The sequence below is a fragment of the Aquimarina sp. MAR_2010_214 genome (assembly GCF_002846555.1).
Taxonomy (GTDB): domain Bacteria; phylum Bacteroidota; class Bacteroidia; order Flavobacteriales; family Flavobacteriaceae; genus Aquimarina.
Window position 1 is genome coordinate 1,273,096 of sequence record NZ_PJMS01000001.1, and the last position, 17,108, is coordinate 1,290,203.

Sequence of the window (17,108 nt, forward strand, 5' to 3'; positions counted from 1 at the left end):
ACTTTTTCGAATAATTTTAGATTTATTATCCATCGGACACATTGTTTAAAAACATAAAAAACTACATAAAAACTCGTCCAAAACGCTTCATAATTCTTGGAGTAGTATTGATTGTATATTATTTTTTATTACCAAGACCATTATTTAATGATCCAACCGCTACAGTAATTGAGACCAGAGGCGGAGAATTATTAGGCGCTAAAATAGCAACCGATGGGCAATGGCGTTTTCCTGAGACTGATAGCGTACCTGAAAAATTTGAACGGTGTATCATCGCATTTGAAGATCAGCAATTTTATAGACATTTAGGATTCAATCCCGTGGCAATGGGCGAGGCAATAAGTGAAAACATTAAGGCAGGTAAAGTGGTTAGAGGAGGAAGTACAATTACTCAGCAGGTTATTCGCTTGGCACGAAAGGGTAAAAAGCGTACCTATTTTGAAAAACTAAAAGAATTGGTACTGGCCACACGATTGGAGTTTGGGTCTTCTAAAGAAAGGATTTTGAAACTATACGCCTCTCATGCTCCTTTTGGGGGTAACGTAGTAGGGCTCGATATGGCGTCCTGGCGTTATTTTGGGTTACCAGCACATCAATTATCCTGGGCAGAGACTGCAACACTTGCAGTATTACCTAATGCCCCTTCCTTAATCTACCCAGGAAAAAACCAAACTCGATTATTAAAAAAAAGAAATCGATTACTTCATATACTTTTAGAAGAACAGACAATTGATTCATTGACCTATGAACTATCAATAAGCGAAGGACTACCTCAAAAGCCTTACTTTTTGCCACAAATAGCTCCGCATTTGTTAGAAAGGTTAGCAAAAGAACATGATGGCAAAAGAGTACAAATTACCATTGATCCGATACTACAAAAACAGGTTAATCAAGTAGTTAGAAAGCATTATGAAGTACTAAAACAAAATGAAGTACATAATATGGCAGTTTTGGTTTTAGATGTTGATACCAGAGAAGTGCTAAGCTATGTAGGAAATTCTCCAACCGATAGAGCACATCAAAAAGATGTAGATATTATCCAGGCCGGGCGTAGTACAGGAAGCACATTAAAACCACTATTGTATGCAGCCATGATGGATAAAGGCGAATTGCTACCAGAACAATTGGTTTCTGATATTCCTACGGTAATATCAGGATATAATCCAAAGAATTTTGACGAAGGTTATAGTGGAGCAGCACCGGCTAATAGAGCATTGGCACGTTCCTTAAATATACCTGCTGTTCGATTATTACAGCAATATGGATTGCAGCGATTTCGGGATGAAATGAATGCATTTCAAATTAAAGATTTGAAATACGGAGCCGATCATTATGGGTTATCTCTAATTGTTGGCGGTGCAGAAGGTAATCTCTGGGATCTTAGTAAAACATATGCTGGCTTTGCAAGCACATTAAACCACTATCAAAGTACATCTAGTGAATATTTTTATCGAGAATTTACAGAACCGATTATTTTGGCCGATAGAGAAGTAGATTTTGGTAAAAGAACACAGCAAAAACCAGTGTATGGTGCTGGAAGCATTTGGTTAACTTTTGAAGCAATGAAAAAAGTTAATCGGCCAGCAGGTGATGAAGCTTGGGAATTTTATGATTCTTCTAGAGAGATCGCCTGGAAAACTGGTACTAGTTATGGTAACAGAGATGCTTGGGCAATCGGTGCCAGCCAAAAGTATGTGGTAGGAATATGGATTGGTAATGCCGATGGAGAAGGGCGACCAGAGCTTACGGGATTAAACTCAGCAGCTCCTGTTTTGTTTGATGTATTTAATCTATTGCCAAAATCTAAATGGTTTCCTCCTCCGTATGATGATTTGGCTGCTGTACAGGTTTGTACTAAGAGTGGTTTTCTGGCAAGCAGCAATTGCCCTACAAAACAAATGTATGTCCCTGCCTCAGGAACCAGGACCAAACCTTGTTCGTATCATCAACTAGTGCACTTGGATACTACAAGACGATACAGAGTAAACTCTTCTTGTGAACCGGTTGCTAATATCATTCATGAATCTTGGTTTGTATTACCTCCATTACAAGAATATTTTTTTAAGACCAATAATGCAGACTACCGTTCTTTACCACCCTACCGACCAGATTGTGTAAAAGAATCTCAGGACCAAATGGATTTTATTTTCCCAAAACCCAATAGCAGTGTGTACTTACCAAAAGGATTTGATGGTAAAACCAATGAAGTAATTCTTAAGATAGCACATACAAGTCCTGAAACTCAAGTGTTTTGGTATATAGACCATCAATTTGTTGGAACAACAAAGCAGTTTCATGAAATGGCAGTGGCTCCAAAACCAGGAATACATATTATTACTGTTTTAGACGAAAAAGGAAATGAATTAAAGCGGAAAATCGAAATCAAAGAATGAATTTAATTTAATCCCGTAATTGTTTTATTTTTTTTCCGTAAATGCCTTAAAATAAGATTGTTAAAGAAAACAAAAAATATTTCAATTTTGTGTTAAAACGCCAAATTTGTTAAACTTTGAACAAGTGTCTTGTTATCTTAGAATCAATATTTTACAAACTAGCTAGCGTTAATAATTAACGTATAACTCAACTTAACTCTTAAAACCAATGAAAAATGCAATTTTATTGCTTGTCATAGCATTATGTTCAAGCATTACCGCCTATTCCCAAATAGGCCAAGGAGGAGAACCTTTGTTCTCGAATGAAAATGTTTCAAAATCAAGTCAAATTCCCAGCGTAACATTACCTAAACTGGATATAGCAAAACTGCTAAAAGAAGACGAACAGGAATCAAGCAAAGACGTACCAATGCGTTTTGCATATCCTCATAAAACGAATCTTAATCCAAAAAATTCAGGAAAGTGGTATACCAATTCAAAAGGAGATCGATATTGGCTTATTGAGATTGAATCTAAAGGGGCAAAATCACTGAACTTAACTTTTTCTGAATTTGATCTTCCAGAAGGAGCTAAATTATTTGTTTATAACAAAGACAAATCAGATGTTCGTGGGGCTTTTACGTCTGCAAATAATAAAAGTTCAAAACGATTAGGTTTAGCTCCCGTAAAAGGAGATAAAATCATAGTTGAATATTTTCAACCTGCTCAGGTAAAACAACAACCAGATTTAAATATTTCTACAATTGCTCATGATTATAAAGGTATTATGAGTATGGCAAAAGCCTTTGGTAGTTCTGGATCTTGTAATAATAATGTAATTTGTGCAGAAGGAGATCCATGGAGAGATCAAATTAGATCAGTAGCATTAGTAATTTTAGGAAACGGAACCAGATGGTGTTCAGGATCTTTAATAAATAATACTGCAAATAATGGAACTCCATATTTTTTAACAGCAAATCACTGTACATCTAATCAGACAGTAACCAACTGGGTTTTTGTATTTAATTATGAGTCTCCGGGATGTACTAATAACTCTGATGGATCAACAAGCCAATCTATATCTGGTTCACAGATGATGGATAGTGGTTCAAGTTCTGATTATGCATTGTTAAAGCTTTCTTCTACACCGCCATCTAGTTACGATGTGTATTACTCAGGGTGGGATGCCACAGGAAGTATTCCTACCAAAACAACAGGTATTCATCACCCTGCTGGTGATGTGAAAAAGATATCATTTGATAATGATGCGCCTACGATCACAGGATACAGTGGAGGATCAGGATCAGGAACTACTCACTGGAGAGTTCTGGACTGGGATGATGGAACAACTGAAGGTGGATCTTCTGGATCTGCTCTTTTTGATCAAAATAAAAGAATAGTTGGTCAGTTACATGGTGGCGGTGCTGCTTGTGGAAATAATAGCTCGGATTGGTATGGCCGTTTGTCGGTAACGTACCCAAATATTTGCCAGTGGTTGGCTCCGGGATGTACTACCAAAACAGTAGATGGTTATAATCCCGGTAACGGTGGTGGAGATACACAGGCACCTTCTACTCCTGCGGGATTAAGTGCTTCTAATGTTGCAGCAACTTCGGTATCACTTTCATGGACTGCTTCTACCGATAACGTAGGTGTAACTGGTTATGATGTGTACCAAGGTAATTCAATCGCTACATCGGTAACAGGTGCATCGGCTAATATTGCAGGATTGACAGCTAATACAGCATATCAATTTAGAGTAAAGGCTAAAGACGCGGCAGGTAATACCTCAGGATTTAGTAATACCGTTAATGTGACCACTACAGGCGGTGGTGGAGTTACCTATTGTTCTGCTAATGGAAATAATTCATCAGAAGAATATATCAGCCGAGTTCAACTAGGATCTATTGATAAAACTTCTACTGCAGGAAGTGGTGGATATAGTGATTTTACATCAGAATCTACAAACCTATCCAAAGGAAGTTCTAATACAGTTACGGTGACACCTACCTGGACCGATAGAAAGTACAGTGAAGGATACCGGGTGTGGATAGATTATAATCAAGATGGTGATTTTACAGATTCTGGAGAACAAGTCTTTACACAATCAGCTAATCAAAACGCTTCAGTAAGTGGAAGTTTTACGGTACCCTCATCTGCTACCAATGGAACTACCAGAATGCGAGTTGCTATGAGATATAATACTGAACCTTCTCCTTGTGGATCATTTAATTATGGAGAAGTAGAAGATTATACTGTTGTGATTGGCGGATCAAGATTAGCTACTAAGAAAAATAACAATGTAGCAATTTATCCTAATCCAGCTAAAGATATACTTAATATATCGTTCAGTACTCAATCAAAAGAAATTTCATATTCGGTAATAGATATTTTAGGAAAAACAATTATCTCAATATCAGGTGAAAATAAGTCAACTATAGATGTTGGAGGCCTGAAAAAAGGAATTTATTTTCTGAAGTTTACCGATGGAAATAATCAGTATACTAAACGCTTTGTGAAGCAATAAAATTAAAATCTAGCTAGCTAGTGCGTAAAATATTAGAAAGAGAGCAGGGTTCCTGAGTTTAATCAGGAGTTTTGCTCTTTTTTAATTTACACTTATCTCAAAGGAAATCCTTTTGCTGCCCACCACAGATGTATTTCAATAATTAAACGTCCGGATTTTACCATAGGATCCATATTGGCTAAGCTATCTGCCATTTTTTGTGTTGGTGTATTGTAAATTGTGATTCCTCGAATATCGCCATCATCTCCAAAAGGTCCCGAAATATCTGCATACCCTTCTTTGTACATTTTGCCAAGATGTGCAAGGTGTAGTTTTTGCAAACTGTCTGCTTCTTTCTTACTTTGAGAACGATCAGGCCCTTTTTTTAAGAAAGCAATAAAATATTGCTGCATAATCACAGTGTCACCAGTTTCTTCATCTATATAGTCAAAAATCTTAAACCCGTTTTTTTGCAACCTTTCCTTGATTGATTGTACTGAAGGTTTTATTTCTTCAGCAACCTCTTTTGTACTCTCCGATTGTGGGATGCTTTCTTCTTTGGGTTGTTTACAAGAAAAAAGAAATAGTAAAGCAAAAAATAGGAGTAGTTTTTTCATCTTAATAAAGCTTTTAGTGATTTGTGGGATTAAAATAACGAATTTTACTTGAAGATGATAGGATTATTTAGCCATCAAAATAGAGTTAGATGGTTGTTTAAGCCAATGTAGATACTATTTTCTCCTCCTTTTTAGTATGAAATGATATTTCTTAAGCTAGCTAAAATTATATTCTTATCTGCATAAATATAGGTGTCATTGGTAATATAATACGTAGAAAACTTTAGGTTTATAATAGATCGGGAATATTTGGTGATATATTTAAATAATACAGTTTTCTGTTTATGTCTTTTAGAAGATGTAAATTTTATTTTTGATTTACAGTTGTTTATGTTGTGTTATTATAGTAACTTTAATACAAACATTATATCCCGATTACCCTCTAATGTTTTACCTTACCCTGAGACTGGTTTTTTTAATATCTAAATATTAAAAAAGAAATAACTACAATGATAGTTTTATTAAGCTACCTCATTAGTAAACTCCAATGTCAAAATTTCATATAATACTGTAATGATAATACGATGAAAACAAGTTCTGTATATATAAAAAAAAATGTACTCAATAATGATCTTATCACAATAGTAAATGATAATGGGTATTTTGTTGAGTCAAACCCTCAGTGGTCCGTTTTATTGGGATATAGTAAAAAAGAATTGTTAAATATTCCTTATTTGACTTTGGTACACTACGAAGATAGGAGCAAAGCCAAACAAGAAATCAATAACCGATTGCAAACTCCTGACTCTAAACCATTCGTGGTTAGACTTGTCAGTAAAATGGGGGATGTAATATGGTTAGAATCTATTATTACCAAAATAGGATATGAAGAAGGCTTTTTACTAATTGCAAAAGATATAACTCAAAAAAAAGCAGAAAAATCTTCAATAGAAGCGGATTTGATTGCTTTAAAACTTAAAAATAGGCAATTAGAAGATTTATTTAATTTAAGTCAGGATTTAATAACTATTTCAAATCCTGAAGGGTATTTTACCAAATTAAACCCGCAATGGAGTAAAACTATGGGGTATACCGAAACAGAATTAATGGATAAACCTTACTTAGCATTTGTGCATCCAGATGATCAACAAAATACTGTTGCAGAAGCAGCAAAACAATTTGATGGTACTACTATATTTAACTTTAGGAATAGATACCTTACTAAAGCAGGAGAAATTGTTTGGTTAGATTGGAACGCCACTGCATTAGATCATACCGGAGAAGTATTTGGAATTGCCAGAAATATTACAAAAGCAATTAGACAAGAACAAAAAATAGAAGCAACGTTACAAGAATTGATAGCAAAAAATAAGCAATTAGAAGACTACGCATATATAACCTCTCATAACTTAAGATCACCAGTGGCTAATATCTTTATGCTTACTAAATTTTTGGAAGAAAGTACGCTTACCGAAGAGCAAATGAATTATACGGATATGATCAAAAATTCTGCAGAGGTACTTAATAAAACAATGAAAGATTTGATAAACGTGGTGCAGATTAATGAATCTACAGATATGACTATTCAAAATATTTCTCTTCAAGAAACATGTATAGAAGTAAAAAGGCAATTAAGTGCAAAAATCATGGAGACCCAGGCAAAAATCATTACTGATTTTAAAATTGAAGAAATTTCCTACTCGATTGCTTACCTGAGAAGTATATTTCTTAACCTTATTTCAAACTCTCTAAAATATTCCTCTTCTAAAAGAAAGCCAGTTATTCATATTTCTTCAGAAAAAGTAAATAATAGAATTCAACTAATATTTAAAGATAATGGATTAGGAATTGACTTAGATAAATATGGAAATAAAGTGTTTGGGTTTAGAAAAACGTTTCATAAAAATGCTGATGCCAAAGGACTAGGGCTTTTCATAATCAAATCTCAAATTGAAGCTTTAAAAGGGACCATAGCTATTGACAGCGAGCTTGATAAAGGAACTACATTTACTATAAATATTGTATTATGATTAAGGAGAACCATATTTTATGTCTTATAGATGACGATAATATTCATCAGTTTATTATAAAAAAAATCGTACATAAACTTAGCCCTAGTCAAAAACTACTTGTATTCTCTAACGGAGAAGAGGGTATTAATTTCATCAGATCAACAATTGGAAAAATAGAGAAGTTACCAGATTTAATTTTACTAGACTTAAATATGCCTGTTATGGATGGCTGGGAATTTTTGGAAGAATTTGTTACAATCACTCCAGAAATTAAAAAAGATATTATTATTTACATCTTATCGTCATCAGAAAACCCTACAGATAAAGAAAGAGCTAAAAAATTTGAATTAGTTTCTGGGTATCTAATCAAACCCATTAATGAGGATCAATTAGAATCATTATTTGAAAGTGTCTGACTTATACATTAAGTTTTTATTGTCATCAAACTCATATCTATTTTAGATAACCCCACCAAATATATATTGTATTTGATGGGAGTTATTCTTTATCAAATATACTATCTAGAGGTATATACTAATCCAAATGAAAAAACGGATTCTTTATTATAATTTCTACCATCTAGAGTAGCGCCATAACCGGCAGAAACACCTAGAGCATTTTTGTAAACGGGAACATAAAAATCAAAAGAAAGATTGGTATAATCTACTTCAGTTTCAGGTAAAATAGCAGGCCCTCCCGCGTTACCAAATTCTGGAGTACCAATATCATATCCCGACATAGAGTTTTGTATGTTGAGTTTGGCATGTACATAAAGAAACTCATTATAGTATCCTATTTTAGCACTATACAACATGGCATTAGGGATATCAAAATCATTGCTGTTACGTATACTATACCCAAACTGTAGTTCGCTAAATATTTTAAACGGGGTACTATACTGAAATATAACTGAACCATTAATAGTGGTAGCTTCATTACCTAGAGAAAGTACACCTCCTCCTTCATAATTTCCTACAGGAAATGTTACTCCAGAAGCGCCTCCTAGCGTTATCTGAGAAGAGTTGTCGAATTTTTTCTCCAGAACTTTAGCTTTTAGAAAAATCCCTAAATCCTGAATGCCATCTATCTGTGCTACGTTTTGAACGGGATCAAGTGCTTCATCTTCACTTTCGACACTAATGTATGGTAAGGTAAGAGTGGTAGATAACCAGTTTGTAATAGCATATTGACTATAAAAAGAGATAATAAATGAAGAAATTTTTCCTAAACCAGCAGGATTTCCTTCAGATAATGCAGATCCTCGATAGAATTGATCATAACTTTTGTATCCATAACTGGAAGCCAACGTAAAAGAATTCTTTTTAGGATAAAATCCATTTACTGGAACTTGTCCTATGGCATTTAAAAATGGAGAAAAACATAATATGATCCCTACTAGGGATCTTTTGGATTTGTGCAACATAACTGTAATTTTGGTTAATAAATAAGTACGCTTAGCCGTGCTTATTCAGTTCACCTTACCAATACTATATGTTACTCTTTTGTTAAGATTTATTAAAGCAATGTTAATTGAAGTTAAAGACCTATTGATCTTACTTTTTTACCATAAATAATATGGTTTTTTACTTAATTGAGAATTATAATATTTTCGATCTCCGGTAACTTCTTCTCCTAACCAATTGGGTTTTAGGAATGTTTCATTTTCGTTTTCTAATTCAATTTCTGCTATAATGAGACCTTTGTTTTCTCCAAAGAATTCATCAACTTCATAGATATGGTTTCCTAGAGAGATTTCATATCGTATTTTTTCGATGATTCCTTTTTCACATAAAGGCATTAGTTGCTCTGCTTCTGATACATCAATTTCTTTTTCCCATTCAAATCGAGAAGTTCCCGAAGAGTTACCAATTCCTTTTACAGTAATAAAAGCGTATTCCCCTTTGATTCGTATACGAACCGTTCGTTCTGGGTCAGTATTTAAAAACCCTTGTATGATACGCGTACTTTTTTGCGCTTCATTTTTAAAATCCTCTGATGTAACGAGAAATTTACGTTCTATTTCGATCATGGCTAGTTATTCGGTTATTTCCAACGATATGGGAGTGTTTTATAATTAGAGATAAAGATATTATAATTTGAATCATCAATATCTATTATTTTTGTAAAGTGGAAGAGTTGGACACAAATAGAAAAATCATACATGTAGATATGGATGCATTCTATGCTTCGGTAGAGCAAATGGATAATCCCGAACTTAGAGGAAAGCCATTGGCCGTTGGAGGAGGAGGAAAACGAGGTGTGGTGAGTGCGGCTAGTTATGAGGCCCGTGTATTTGGTGTACGATCTGCTATGCCTGGTTTTAAAGCAAGAAAACTTTGTCCTGATCTTATCTTTGTTCGACCTCGATTTGATCGGTATCAAGAAATTTCTTCTCAAATCAGAAAAATATTCTTTGAGTATACAGATCTTGTAGAACCTTTATCCCTGGATGAAGCGTATCTCGACGTTACCGAGAATAAAAAAGGAAACCCCAGCGCAACACTGATTGCCCAGGAAATCCGAAAACAGATTTTTGATGAGGTTGGATTGACAGCTTCTGCGGGAATATCGATCAATAAATTTATTGCCAAAGTTGCAAGTGACTATAATAAGCCTAATGGGCAAAAAACGGTGAACCCCGAAGAAGTAATCGAATTTTTGGAAGATTTGGATGTTAAAAAATTCTATGGAGTGGGTAAAGTTACCCAAGCCAAAATGTACCAGATGGGGATTTATACCGGAAAAGATTTAAAATTAAAATCAGAAGAATTTCTTACTCAGCATTTTGGCAAATCAGGAGGGCATTACTATCGTATTGTAAGAGGAATTCATTTAAGTGAAGTGAAACCAAACAGAGAACGTAAATCTTTAGCTGCAGAACGTACCTTTAGCGAAAATATAGCTTCAGAAATTTATATGCTTGAGCGTTTAGAAAGTATCGCAGAAGAACTTCAAAAACGTCTTAAGCGAAGTAAAGTTGCTGGTAGAACAGTGACCTTGAAAATTAGATATAGTGATTTTACGTTACAAACCCGAAGTAAAACATTACCTTATTTTGTAAACGATACCGATATCTTATTAGAAACCGCAAAAGAGTTATTGTATCAAGACAAGATGAAGAACTCTGTACGATTATTAGGGATTTCTCTGTCTAATCTTAATACGGGTAAAGAGAAGAAAAAAGAAAAAGAAGAGATAGAAATTATTCAGTTACGATTTGATTTTTAGTTTCAAATCTCAGACAAAATCTCTGCGGCTCTCTCTAATGTATCCTCTGTTTTAGCAAAGCAGAAACGTAGTACGTTATCATCTTGCTGATTCAAGTTAAAAACGGATACTGGGATAGATGCAATCTTATATTCTTTAGTTAACCTTTCAGCGAAAGCTACATCACTTTCATCAGTAATAGCAGAATAATCCAATACCTGAAAATATGTCCCGGATGCCGGAGTAAACTTAAAACGAGAATCAGTAATCATAGACAGGAAAAAATCTCGTTTTTTTTGATAGAAATCAGGAAGGGAAAGATAATGTTCAGGAATTTTTAGATATTCAGCCAAAGCATATTGCATAGGGTGGCTACTAGAAAAAACATTGAACTGATGTACCTTTCTAAATTCTGTCATTAATTCTTTTGGAGCCAGGCAATACCCCATTTTCCATCCGGTAGTATGAAATGTCTTTCCGAAAGAAGCAGTAATAAAAGCACGTTCTGCTAATCCAGGAAACAATGCAGCACTTTGATGTGTCTGGCCATCAAAAATAATATGTTCATATACCTCATCACTCAATAAAATGATATCCGTGTTCTTTAGTAATTTTTCTAACTGAAGCATATCTTCTTTAGACAAAACACTTCCGCTGGGGTTATGAGGCGTATTGATAATGATCATTTTGGTTTTAGAAGTGATTTTAGTAGCTACTTCTTGCCAGTCTACGCTAAAATGGGGCGCAGACAACTGTATGGGAACGATCTTTCCTCCAAATAATTCGATAGATGGTTCATACGAATCATAGGCAGGTTTAAATATAATCACTTCATCTTCAGGATGTATAAAAGCCGAAATAATAGTAAAAATAGCCTGTGTAGCACCAGAAGTTATGGTGATATCGGTTTCAGGATGATAATTACTGTTGTATAATGAGTTGGTTTTTTTAGTAATAACTTCTCTTAATGATAGCAATCCGGGCATTGGTGCATATTGGTTATATCCGTTTTGCATAGCCTGAGTTACCAAATCAATTAGTTTTGGACTTGCCTCAAAATTAGGAAAGCCCTGAGAGAGGTTTAATGCTTCATATTGATGAGCCATTTTGCTCATTATTGTAAAAATAGTAGTGCCAACCTGAGGTAATTTAGAGTCGATGTGTCTCATACCATAAAATTAATATAATTGTAAAAAGAACTGCTTTTTTTGATTAAAGTTAGTGCTATATTTTGAATGATTTAGAAAGAAATGATAAGCAAAATTTATTTCTTTTTTATATTCATTATAAATAGCGAAATAAACCCAAGGTAAAGCTTGGCTAAAAAAGCATTGAACCCTATTTTTGCTTCACAACTAATTAAACATTTTAAATAATGGGTGGATTGATAAAATCTTCAATAGCTAGAAAAGTTGCCATGGCACTTTCGGGACTTTTCTTAGTTTTTTTCTTATTACAACACTTTGTCATCAATTTTACTTCAATTTTTAGCGCGGATACATTTAATGAGATATCTCATTTTATGGGTACAAATCCGTTAGTTCAATTTGCATTGCAGCCTGTTCTAATTTTTGGAGTAGTGTTTCATTTTGTGATGGGGTTTGTGCTAGAAATAAAAAACAAGAATGCTAGAGCGGTTAAGTATGCAAAATATAATGGAGGTGCTAACTCTTCGTGGATGTCTAGAAATATGATTTATTCTGGGTTAGTGATTCTTGCGTTTTTAGGAGTGCATTTCTATGATTTTTGGGTTCCGGAAATAGTACATAAATATGTAGAATTTGCTCCAGAGGATCCTACACGATATTATCCAGAATTGCTGCATAAATTTGTGAGCCCGATCCGTACAGGATTATATGCGCTCTCATTTGTGTTTTTAGCATTGCATTTATGGCATGGATTTGCATCTTCGTTTCAATCTGTTGGGTTTAATAATAAATACTCGGTAGCGGCAACCAAGTTTGCAAAGGCTTTTGCGATAGTAATTCCTGTTGGGTTTATTGTTATTGCTATAGTGCTTCATCTTACTCATTAAAAACACCACTAGTATGTCAATTTTAGATTCTAAAATACCTGAAGGTCCACTGGCAGATAAGTGGACAAATTATAAAAATAAAATTAATCTGGTTAATCCAGCTAATAAACGAAATATAGACGTTATCGTTGTTGGTACAGGATTAGCAGGAGGAAGTGCGGCCGCTACATTGGCCGAACTTGGATATAATGTAAAAACATTTTGCTATTCTGATTCTCCACGTCGTGCGCATTCGATTGCAGCACAAGGAGGAATCAATGCAGCAAAGAACTATCAGGGCGATGGTGATTCTGATTACCGATTGTTTTATGATACTGTAAAAGGAGGGGATTATCGTTCTCGCGAGGCTAATGTATATCGATTGGCTGAAGTTTCAGGAAATATTATCGATCAGTGTGTAGCACAAGGAGTTCCTTTTGCACGTGAATATGGTGGTTTATTAGATAACCGTTCTTTTGGTGGAGTACTAGTATCTCGTACATTTTATGCCAAAGGACAAACAGGACAGCAATTGCTTCTTGGAGCATATTCTGCAATGAATCGTCAGATCAACAGAGGAAAAATACAAGCTTTTAACCGCCACGAGATGTTAGATTTAGTGAAGGTTGATGGAAAAGCTCGTGGAATTATTGCTCGTGATTTGGTTACTGGAGAAATTGAGCGTCATTCTGCTCATGCTGTAGTATTGGCGAGTGGTGGATACGGAAATGTATTCTTCTTAAGTACCAATGCAATGGGGAGTAACGTCATGGCAGCATGGAGAGCACACCGTAGAGGAGCTTTCTTTGCAAATCCATGTTATACCCAGATTCACCCAACTTGTATTCCAGTATCTGGAGATCATCAGTCTAAATTAACGTTGATGTCTGAATCGTTGCGTAACGATGGACGTATATGGGTGCCAAAAAGAAAGGAAGATGTAGAAGCAATACGTACGGGTAAGTTAAAACCAACACAGTTATCTGAAGATGAAAGAGATTACTATCTAGAACGTCGTTATCCAGCTTTTGGTAATTTGGTACCACGTGATGTGGCTTCCAGAGCAGCAAAAGAACGTTGTGATGCTGGTTTTGGAGTGAATAAAACAGGAGAAGCTGTATATCTGGATTTTGCATCAGCAATCCAACGATATGGAAAAGAAAAAGCAATGACTTCGGGTATGCATAACCCTTCTAAGGAAGAAATTACGAAGATGGGAGAAGAAGTTATCGAAAGTAAATATGGGAATCTATTTCAGATGTATGAAAAGATTGTAGATGAAAACCCATATAAATCTCCGATGATGATCTATCCTGCTGTACATTATACTATGGGAGGTCTTTGGGTAGATTACAACTTACAAACAACTATACCAGGATGTTATGCTGCAGGAGAAGCCAATTTCTCTGATCACGGTGCAAACCGCCTTGGAGCATCAGCATTGATGCAAGGATTAGCAGATGGATATTTTGTATTACCCTATACGATAGGGGATTATTTATCTCATGATATTCGAACAGGAAAAATCCCAACGGATACACCAGAGTTTGATCAAGCCGAAAAAGAGGTGAAAGATCGTATCGAGAAATTAATGAGTGGATCAGGAGAGCATTCTGTAGATTATTACCATAAGAAACTAGGTAAAATCATGTGGAACAAATGTGGGATGTCTCGTAATGAGAAAGAATTAAAAGAAGCTATCGAAGAAATCTCCGTACTACGTGAGGACTTCTGGAAAAATGTAAAAGTTCCGGGAACGGTTAATAGTATGAATCCAGAACTAGAAAAGGCAGGAAGAGTTGCTGATTTCTTAGAATTAGGAGAATTATTTGCCAAAGATGCATTAAATCGTAATGAATCTTGTGGAGGACATTTTAGAGAAGAATCTGTAGAACAATCTGGAGAACAAAAAGGAGAAGCACTTAGAGATGATAAAAACTTTAAGTATGTAGCAGCGTGGGAATACAAAGGAGAGCCTAAAGATGCCGAATTGCATAAAGAAGATCTCGTCTTCGAAAACATTGAATTAAAAACACGTTCTTATAAATAAAAAGCTATGAATCTTACATTAAAAATATGGCGTCAAAGTGATGCTAATTCCAAAGGAAAGTTAGTAGACTATAGTATTTCTGGAATAGAAGGAGACATGTCTTTTTTAGAAATGTTAGACGTGTTAAATGAAGACTTGATCAATAAAGGAGAAGAACCTGTAGTTTTTGATCACGATTGTAGAGAAGGAATCTGTGGAGCCTGTTCATTACAGATCAATGGCGAACCTCATGGCCCAGATCGTTTGATAACTACCTGCCAATTGCATATGCGTAAGTTTAATGATGGAGATACTATTTATATAGAACCGTTTAGAGCAAAGGCATTTCCTGTAGTAAAGGATTTAATGGTAGATCGCTCTTCTTTTGAACGCATACAGCATGCAGGAGGATATATTTCTGTCAATACCTCAGGAAATACACAAGACGCAAATGCTATCCCTATTCGTAAAGAAGATGCAGACGAAGCTATGGATGCAGCAACTTGTATTGGTTGTGGAGCCTGTGTAGCTGCTTGTAAAAATGCTTCAGCAATGTTATTTACTTCGGCTAAAGTTTCGCAATTTGCATTGCTACCACAAGGTCAGGTAGAAGCTACAGAACGTGTGTTGGCAATGGTAAACCAAATGGACGAAGAAGGATTTGGTAACTGTACCAATACTGGTGCTTGTGAGATTGAATGTCCTAAAGGGATTTCTTTAGAAAATATTGCTCGAATGAATCGTGAATATTTGAAAGCAAGTATGAAAGGATAATCACTTTCTTTTAAGTTATAAAATAGAAACCGAAGTATGAAAATACTTCGGTTTTTTGTTTTCTAATCTCATGAATAGGATAAGAGCGAAATCTATAGATTTACGTAATAACAATAGGATGTAAAAGGTTAAATTATTTTAATGTTAACTTTTGTTTTTTTTTCGATCAACTATGGTTTTATTTGTTGATAACCAGTATATTAGTGTAGGTGATAAAATCACTACTACCCCCTAAGAAAAAATCACAAATTGTTTATTAATCTTTTAAAACCTAAAGTATGGATAATCTAACAGTTTCTTTAGAATCCTCAAAAGTTCGTATTGAATTTTTGAACGAAAAATGTAAAATTGACAATGATTTCTTAAGCCTTTTGATCGAGTCTTTAGAAAAGGCAAAAAGCAAAGCCGAAAAGAACTTAAATGAGAATTTGTATAATGCATTAGAGTGGCCAACAAATGTAGAGGATTATGTTGCTTATCTAAGATTTTTTAGTAGGTGGGCACCACGTCAGAGTGGAGAAGAAGCTTGGAAAAATCCAGAAGATGGGCAAAGCCAAGAAGTATATGATCGTTTATGTCACTTTTATTGGTTGATTGACCAAAAAGTTGGAAAAGGAGAGACTACTATTGTAGAAAATATCCCATGGTTTAGTCAATGGCTAGTCGATTATGCAAAGGATTGGGGAAGCTTTTTAAATACTACAGATTCTTTTGATGACGAAATTTTGGAATCATTTATAAAATATTCTCCAAAATATAGAGTAGAAGACTCTATGGTTAAAGGGAAGCCTAATAATCCAAGTGGATGGTTAACGTTTAATCAATTTTTTGCAAGAGAATTGAATCCTGGTTTACGTCCAATTGAAAACCCAGAAGATAATACAGTGATAGCATGTCCTGCCGATTGTACATATAAACAAACTTATGCTATTGATGCCGATTCTAATATTCCGAAAATAAAGATGAAAAAGACACATGAATATGCAAGTATTCAAAAACTATTAGAAGGTAGTCAGTATAAAGATGCTTTTGCTAACGGTACTTTTGTACATTATTTTCTAGGACCATATTCATATCATCGTTTTCATACACCAGTAGCTGGTTTTATAAGAGAGTGTTATCCAGTGCAAGGATTGGTATATCTAGATGTACATATTAATCAGAATCAGTTTAATGCTCCAGATCAATCTCGGGGAGGATATGAGTTTACACAAGCAAGAGGGGTTGTTACTATTGATACAACAAACTCTGATTATGGTAATGTCGGAATCGTTGCGGTTATCCCTATTGGTATGTGTCAGGTATCTTCAGTAAATATGATTGCTACACCAAATAGACAATGTCTTAAAGGAGATGAGTTTGGGTATTTTCTGTTTGGAGGGTCTGATATTATTGTTTTGTTTCAAGAAGGTGTAAATCCTGAAATAAATACTAGTTTAGATTATAGACATTATGGAAGAGAGATGGCTAAAGGAAGGATTTTAGATTAAAGAATTAATCTTTATGATTTTCAATTTATGAAAAAGTAATCAATACCTATGTTGATTCTATTAAATTAGAAGCCGAAGCATTTTCATGCTTCGGTTCTCTTAGTTTATTGTTTTTTATATTGAAAAACGGTATACAAATTCTACATT

General features: G+C 34.7%; 13 protein-coding genes. 9 read left to right on the plus strand and 4 right to left on the minus strand.

Annotated elements, in window-relative coordinates:
* The first annotated feature begins 41 nt into the window (after positions 1-41).
* Both pbpC and ATE84_RS05605 read left to right on the plus strand, forming a co-directional pair.
* Positions 42-2,393, plus strand: coding sequence for a penicillin-binding protein 1C (pbpC, locus tag ATE84_RS05600; RefSeq protein ID WP_101446565.1), 2,352 nt, complete (start codon positions 42-44; stop codon positions 2,391-2,393).
* A 208-nt stretch (positions 2,394-2,601) separates the two neighbouring features.
* Positions 2,602-4,899 (plus strand): GEVED domain-containing protein, encoded by a 2,298-nt coding sequence (locus ATE84_RS05605; protein WP_101446567.1) that lies wholly within the window; start codon positions 2,602-2,604, stop codon positions 4,897-4,899.
* A gap of 92 nt (positions 4,900-4,991) precedes the next feature.
* Here ATE84_RS05605 and ATE84_RS05610 read toward each other — a convergent pair whose 3' ends face one another.
* The gene (locus ATE84_RS05610; protein WP_101446569.1) at positions 4,992-5,495 is read right to left on the minus strand and encodes a YciI family protein; all 504 of its coding nucleotides are present in this window, start codon (positions 5,493-5,495) and stop codon (positions 4,992-4,994) included.
* Between the two features lie 524 nt (positions 5,496-6,019).
* Here ATE84_RS05610 and ATE84_RS05615 point away from each other — a divergent pair.
* Complete coding sequence (locus ATE84_RS05615; protein ID WP_101446571.1) at positions 6,020-7,465, plus strand: PAS domain S-box protein; 1,446 nt, start codon at positions 6,020-6,022, stop codon at positions 7,463-7,465.
* Positions 7,462-7,863: a response regulator gene (locus ATE84_RS05620; RefSeq protein WP_233195748.1), complete on the plus strand. Its 402-nt coding sequence runs from the start codon at positions 7,462-7,464 to the stop codon at positions 7,861-7,863. The genes ATE84_RS05615 and ATE84_RS05620 overlap by 4 nt, the downstream gene beginning before the upstream one ends.
* Positions 7,864-7,964: 101 nt before the next feature.
* Here the strand turns inward: ATE84_RS05620 and ATE84_RS05625 are convergent, their stop codons facing one another.
* Positions 7,965-8,870, minus strand: a complete 906-nt coding sequence (locus tag ATE84_RS05625) for a hypothetical protein (RefSeq protein ID WP_101446573.1) — start codon at positions 8,868-8,870, stop codon at positions 7,965-7,967.
* A gap of 138 nt (positions 8,871-9,008) precedes the next feature.
* Positions 9,009-9,476: a CYTH domain-containing protein gene (locus ATE84_RS05630; RefSeq protein WP_101446575.1), complete on the minus strand. Its 468-nt coding sequence runs from the start codon at positions 9,474-9,476 to the stop codon at positions 9,009-9,011.
* A 107-nt stretch (positions 9,477-9,583) separates the two neighbouring features.
* Here ATE84_RS05630 and dinB point away from each other — a divergent pair, with 107 nt between their 5' ends.
* A complete protein-coding gene (gene dinB / locus ATE84_RS05635) occupies positions 9,584-10,675 on the plus strand; it encodes a DNA polymerase IV (protein ID WP_255411987.1) in 1,092 nt (363 codons plus the stop codon).
* A 2-nt stretch (positions 10,676-10,677) separates the two neighbouring features.
* Here the strand turns inward: dinB and ATE84_RS05640 are convergent, their stop codons facing one another.
* Positions 10,678-11,823, minus strand: a complete 1,146-nt coding sequence (locus ATE84_RS05640; RefSeq protein WP_101446579.1) for a methionine aminotransferase — start codon at positions 11,821-11,823, stop codon at positions 10,678-10,680.
* A 206-nt stretch (positions 11,824-12,029) separates the two neighbouring features.
* Here ATE84_RS05640 and ATE84_RS05645 point away from each other — a divergent pair, with 206 nt between their 5' ends.
* From ATE84_RS05645 to ATE84_RS05660, 4 genes are all read left to right on the plus strand, one after another.
* Complete coding sequence (locus tag ATE84_RS05645) at positions 12,030-12,689, plus strand: succinate dehydrogenase cytochrome b subunit (RefSeq protein WP_101446581.1); 660 nt, start codon at positions 12,030-12,032, stop codon at positions 12,687-12,689.
* A gap of 13 nt (positions 12,690-12,702) precedes the next feature.
* Positions 12,703-14,718: a fumarate reductase/succinate dehydrogenase flavoprotein subunit gene (locus ATE84_RS05650; RefSeq protein ID WP_101446583.1), complete on the plus strand. Its 2,016-nt coding sequence runs from the start codon at positions 12,703-12,705 to the stop codon at positions 14,716-14,718.
* A 6-nt stretch (positions 14,719-14,724) separates the two neighbouring features.
* Complete coding sequence (locus ATE84_RS05655; RefSeq protein ID WP_101446585.1) at positions 14,725-15,471, plus strand: succinate dehydrogenase/fumarate reductase iron-sulfur subunit; 747 nt, start codon at positions 14,725-14,727, stop codon at positions 15,469-15,471.
* A gap of 278 nt (positions 15,472-15,749) precedes the next feature.
* Complete coding sequence (locus ATE84_RS05660) at positions 15,750-16,961, plus strand: phosphatidylserine decarboxylase (protein WP_101446587.1); 1,212 nt, start codon at positions 15,750-15,752, stop codon at positions 16,959-16,961.
* Positions 16,962-17,108: the final 147 nt, after the last annotated feature.

Coding starts and splice junctions, on each gene's coding strand:
- ATE84_RS05650 (WP_101446583.1), top strand. CDS start 12,703: ATGTCAATTTTAGATTCTAAAATACCTGAAGGTCCACTGGCAGATAAG.
- ATE84_RS05640 (WP_101446579.1), bottom strand. CDS start 11,823: ATGAGACACATCGACTCTAAATTACCTCAGGTTGGCACTACTATTTTT.
- ATE84_RS05660 (WP_101446587.1), top strand. CDS start 15,750: ATGGATAATCTAACAGTTTCTTTAGAATCCTCAAAAGTTCGTATTGAA.
- ATE84_RS05655 (WP_101446585.1), top strand. CDS start 14,725: ATGAATCTTACATTAAAAATATGGCGTCAAAGTGATGCTAATTCCAAA.
- ATE84_RS05620 (WP_233195748.1), top strand. CDS start 7,462: ATGATTAAGGAGAACCATATTTTATGTCTTATAGATGACGATAATATT.
- ATE84_RS05605 (WP_101446567.1), top strand. CDS start 2,602: ATGAAAAATGCAATTTTATTGCTTGTCATAGCATTATGTTCAAGCATT.
- ATE84_RS05630 (WP_101446575.1), bottom strand. CDS start 9,476: ATGATCGAAATAGAACGTAAATTTCTCGTTACATCAGAGGATTTTAAA.
- ATE84_RS05625 (WP_101446573.1), bottom strand. CDS start 8,870: ATGTTGCACAAATCCAAAAGATCCCTAGTAGGGATCATATTATGTTTT.
- ATE84_RS05610 (WP_101446569.1), bottom strand. CDS start 5,495: ATGAAAAAACTACTCCTATTTTTTGCTTTACTATTTCTTTTTTCTTGT.
- ATE84_RS05615 (WP_101446571.1), top strand. CDS start 6,020: ATGAAAACAAGTTCTGTATATATAAAAAAAAATGTACTCAATAATGAT.
- ATE84_RS05645 (WP_101446581.1), top strand. CDS start 12,030: ATGGGTGGATTGATAAAATCTTCAATAGCTAGAAAAGTTGCCATGGCA.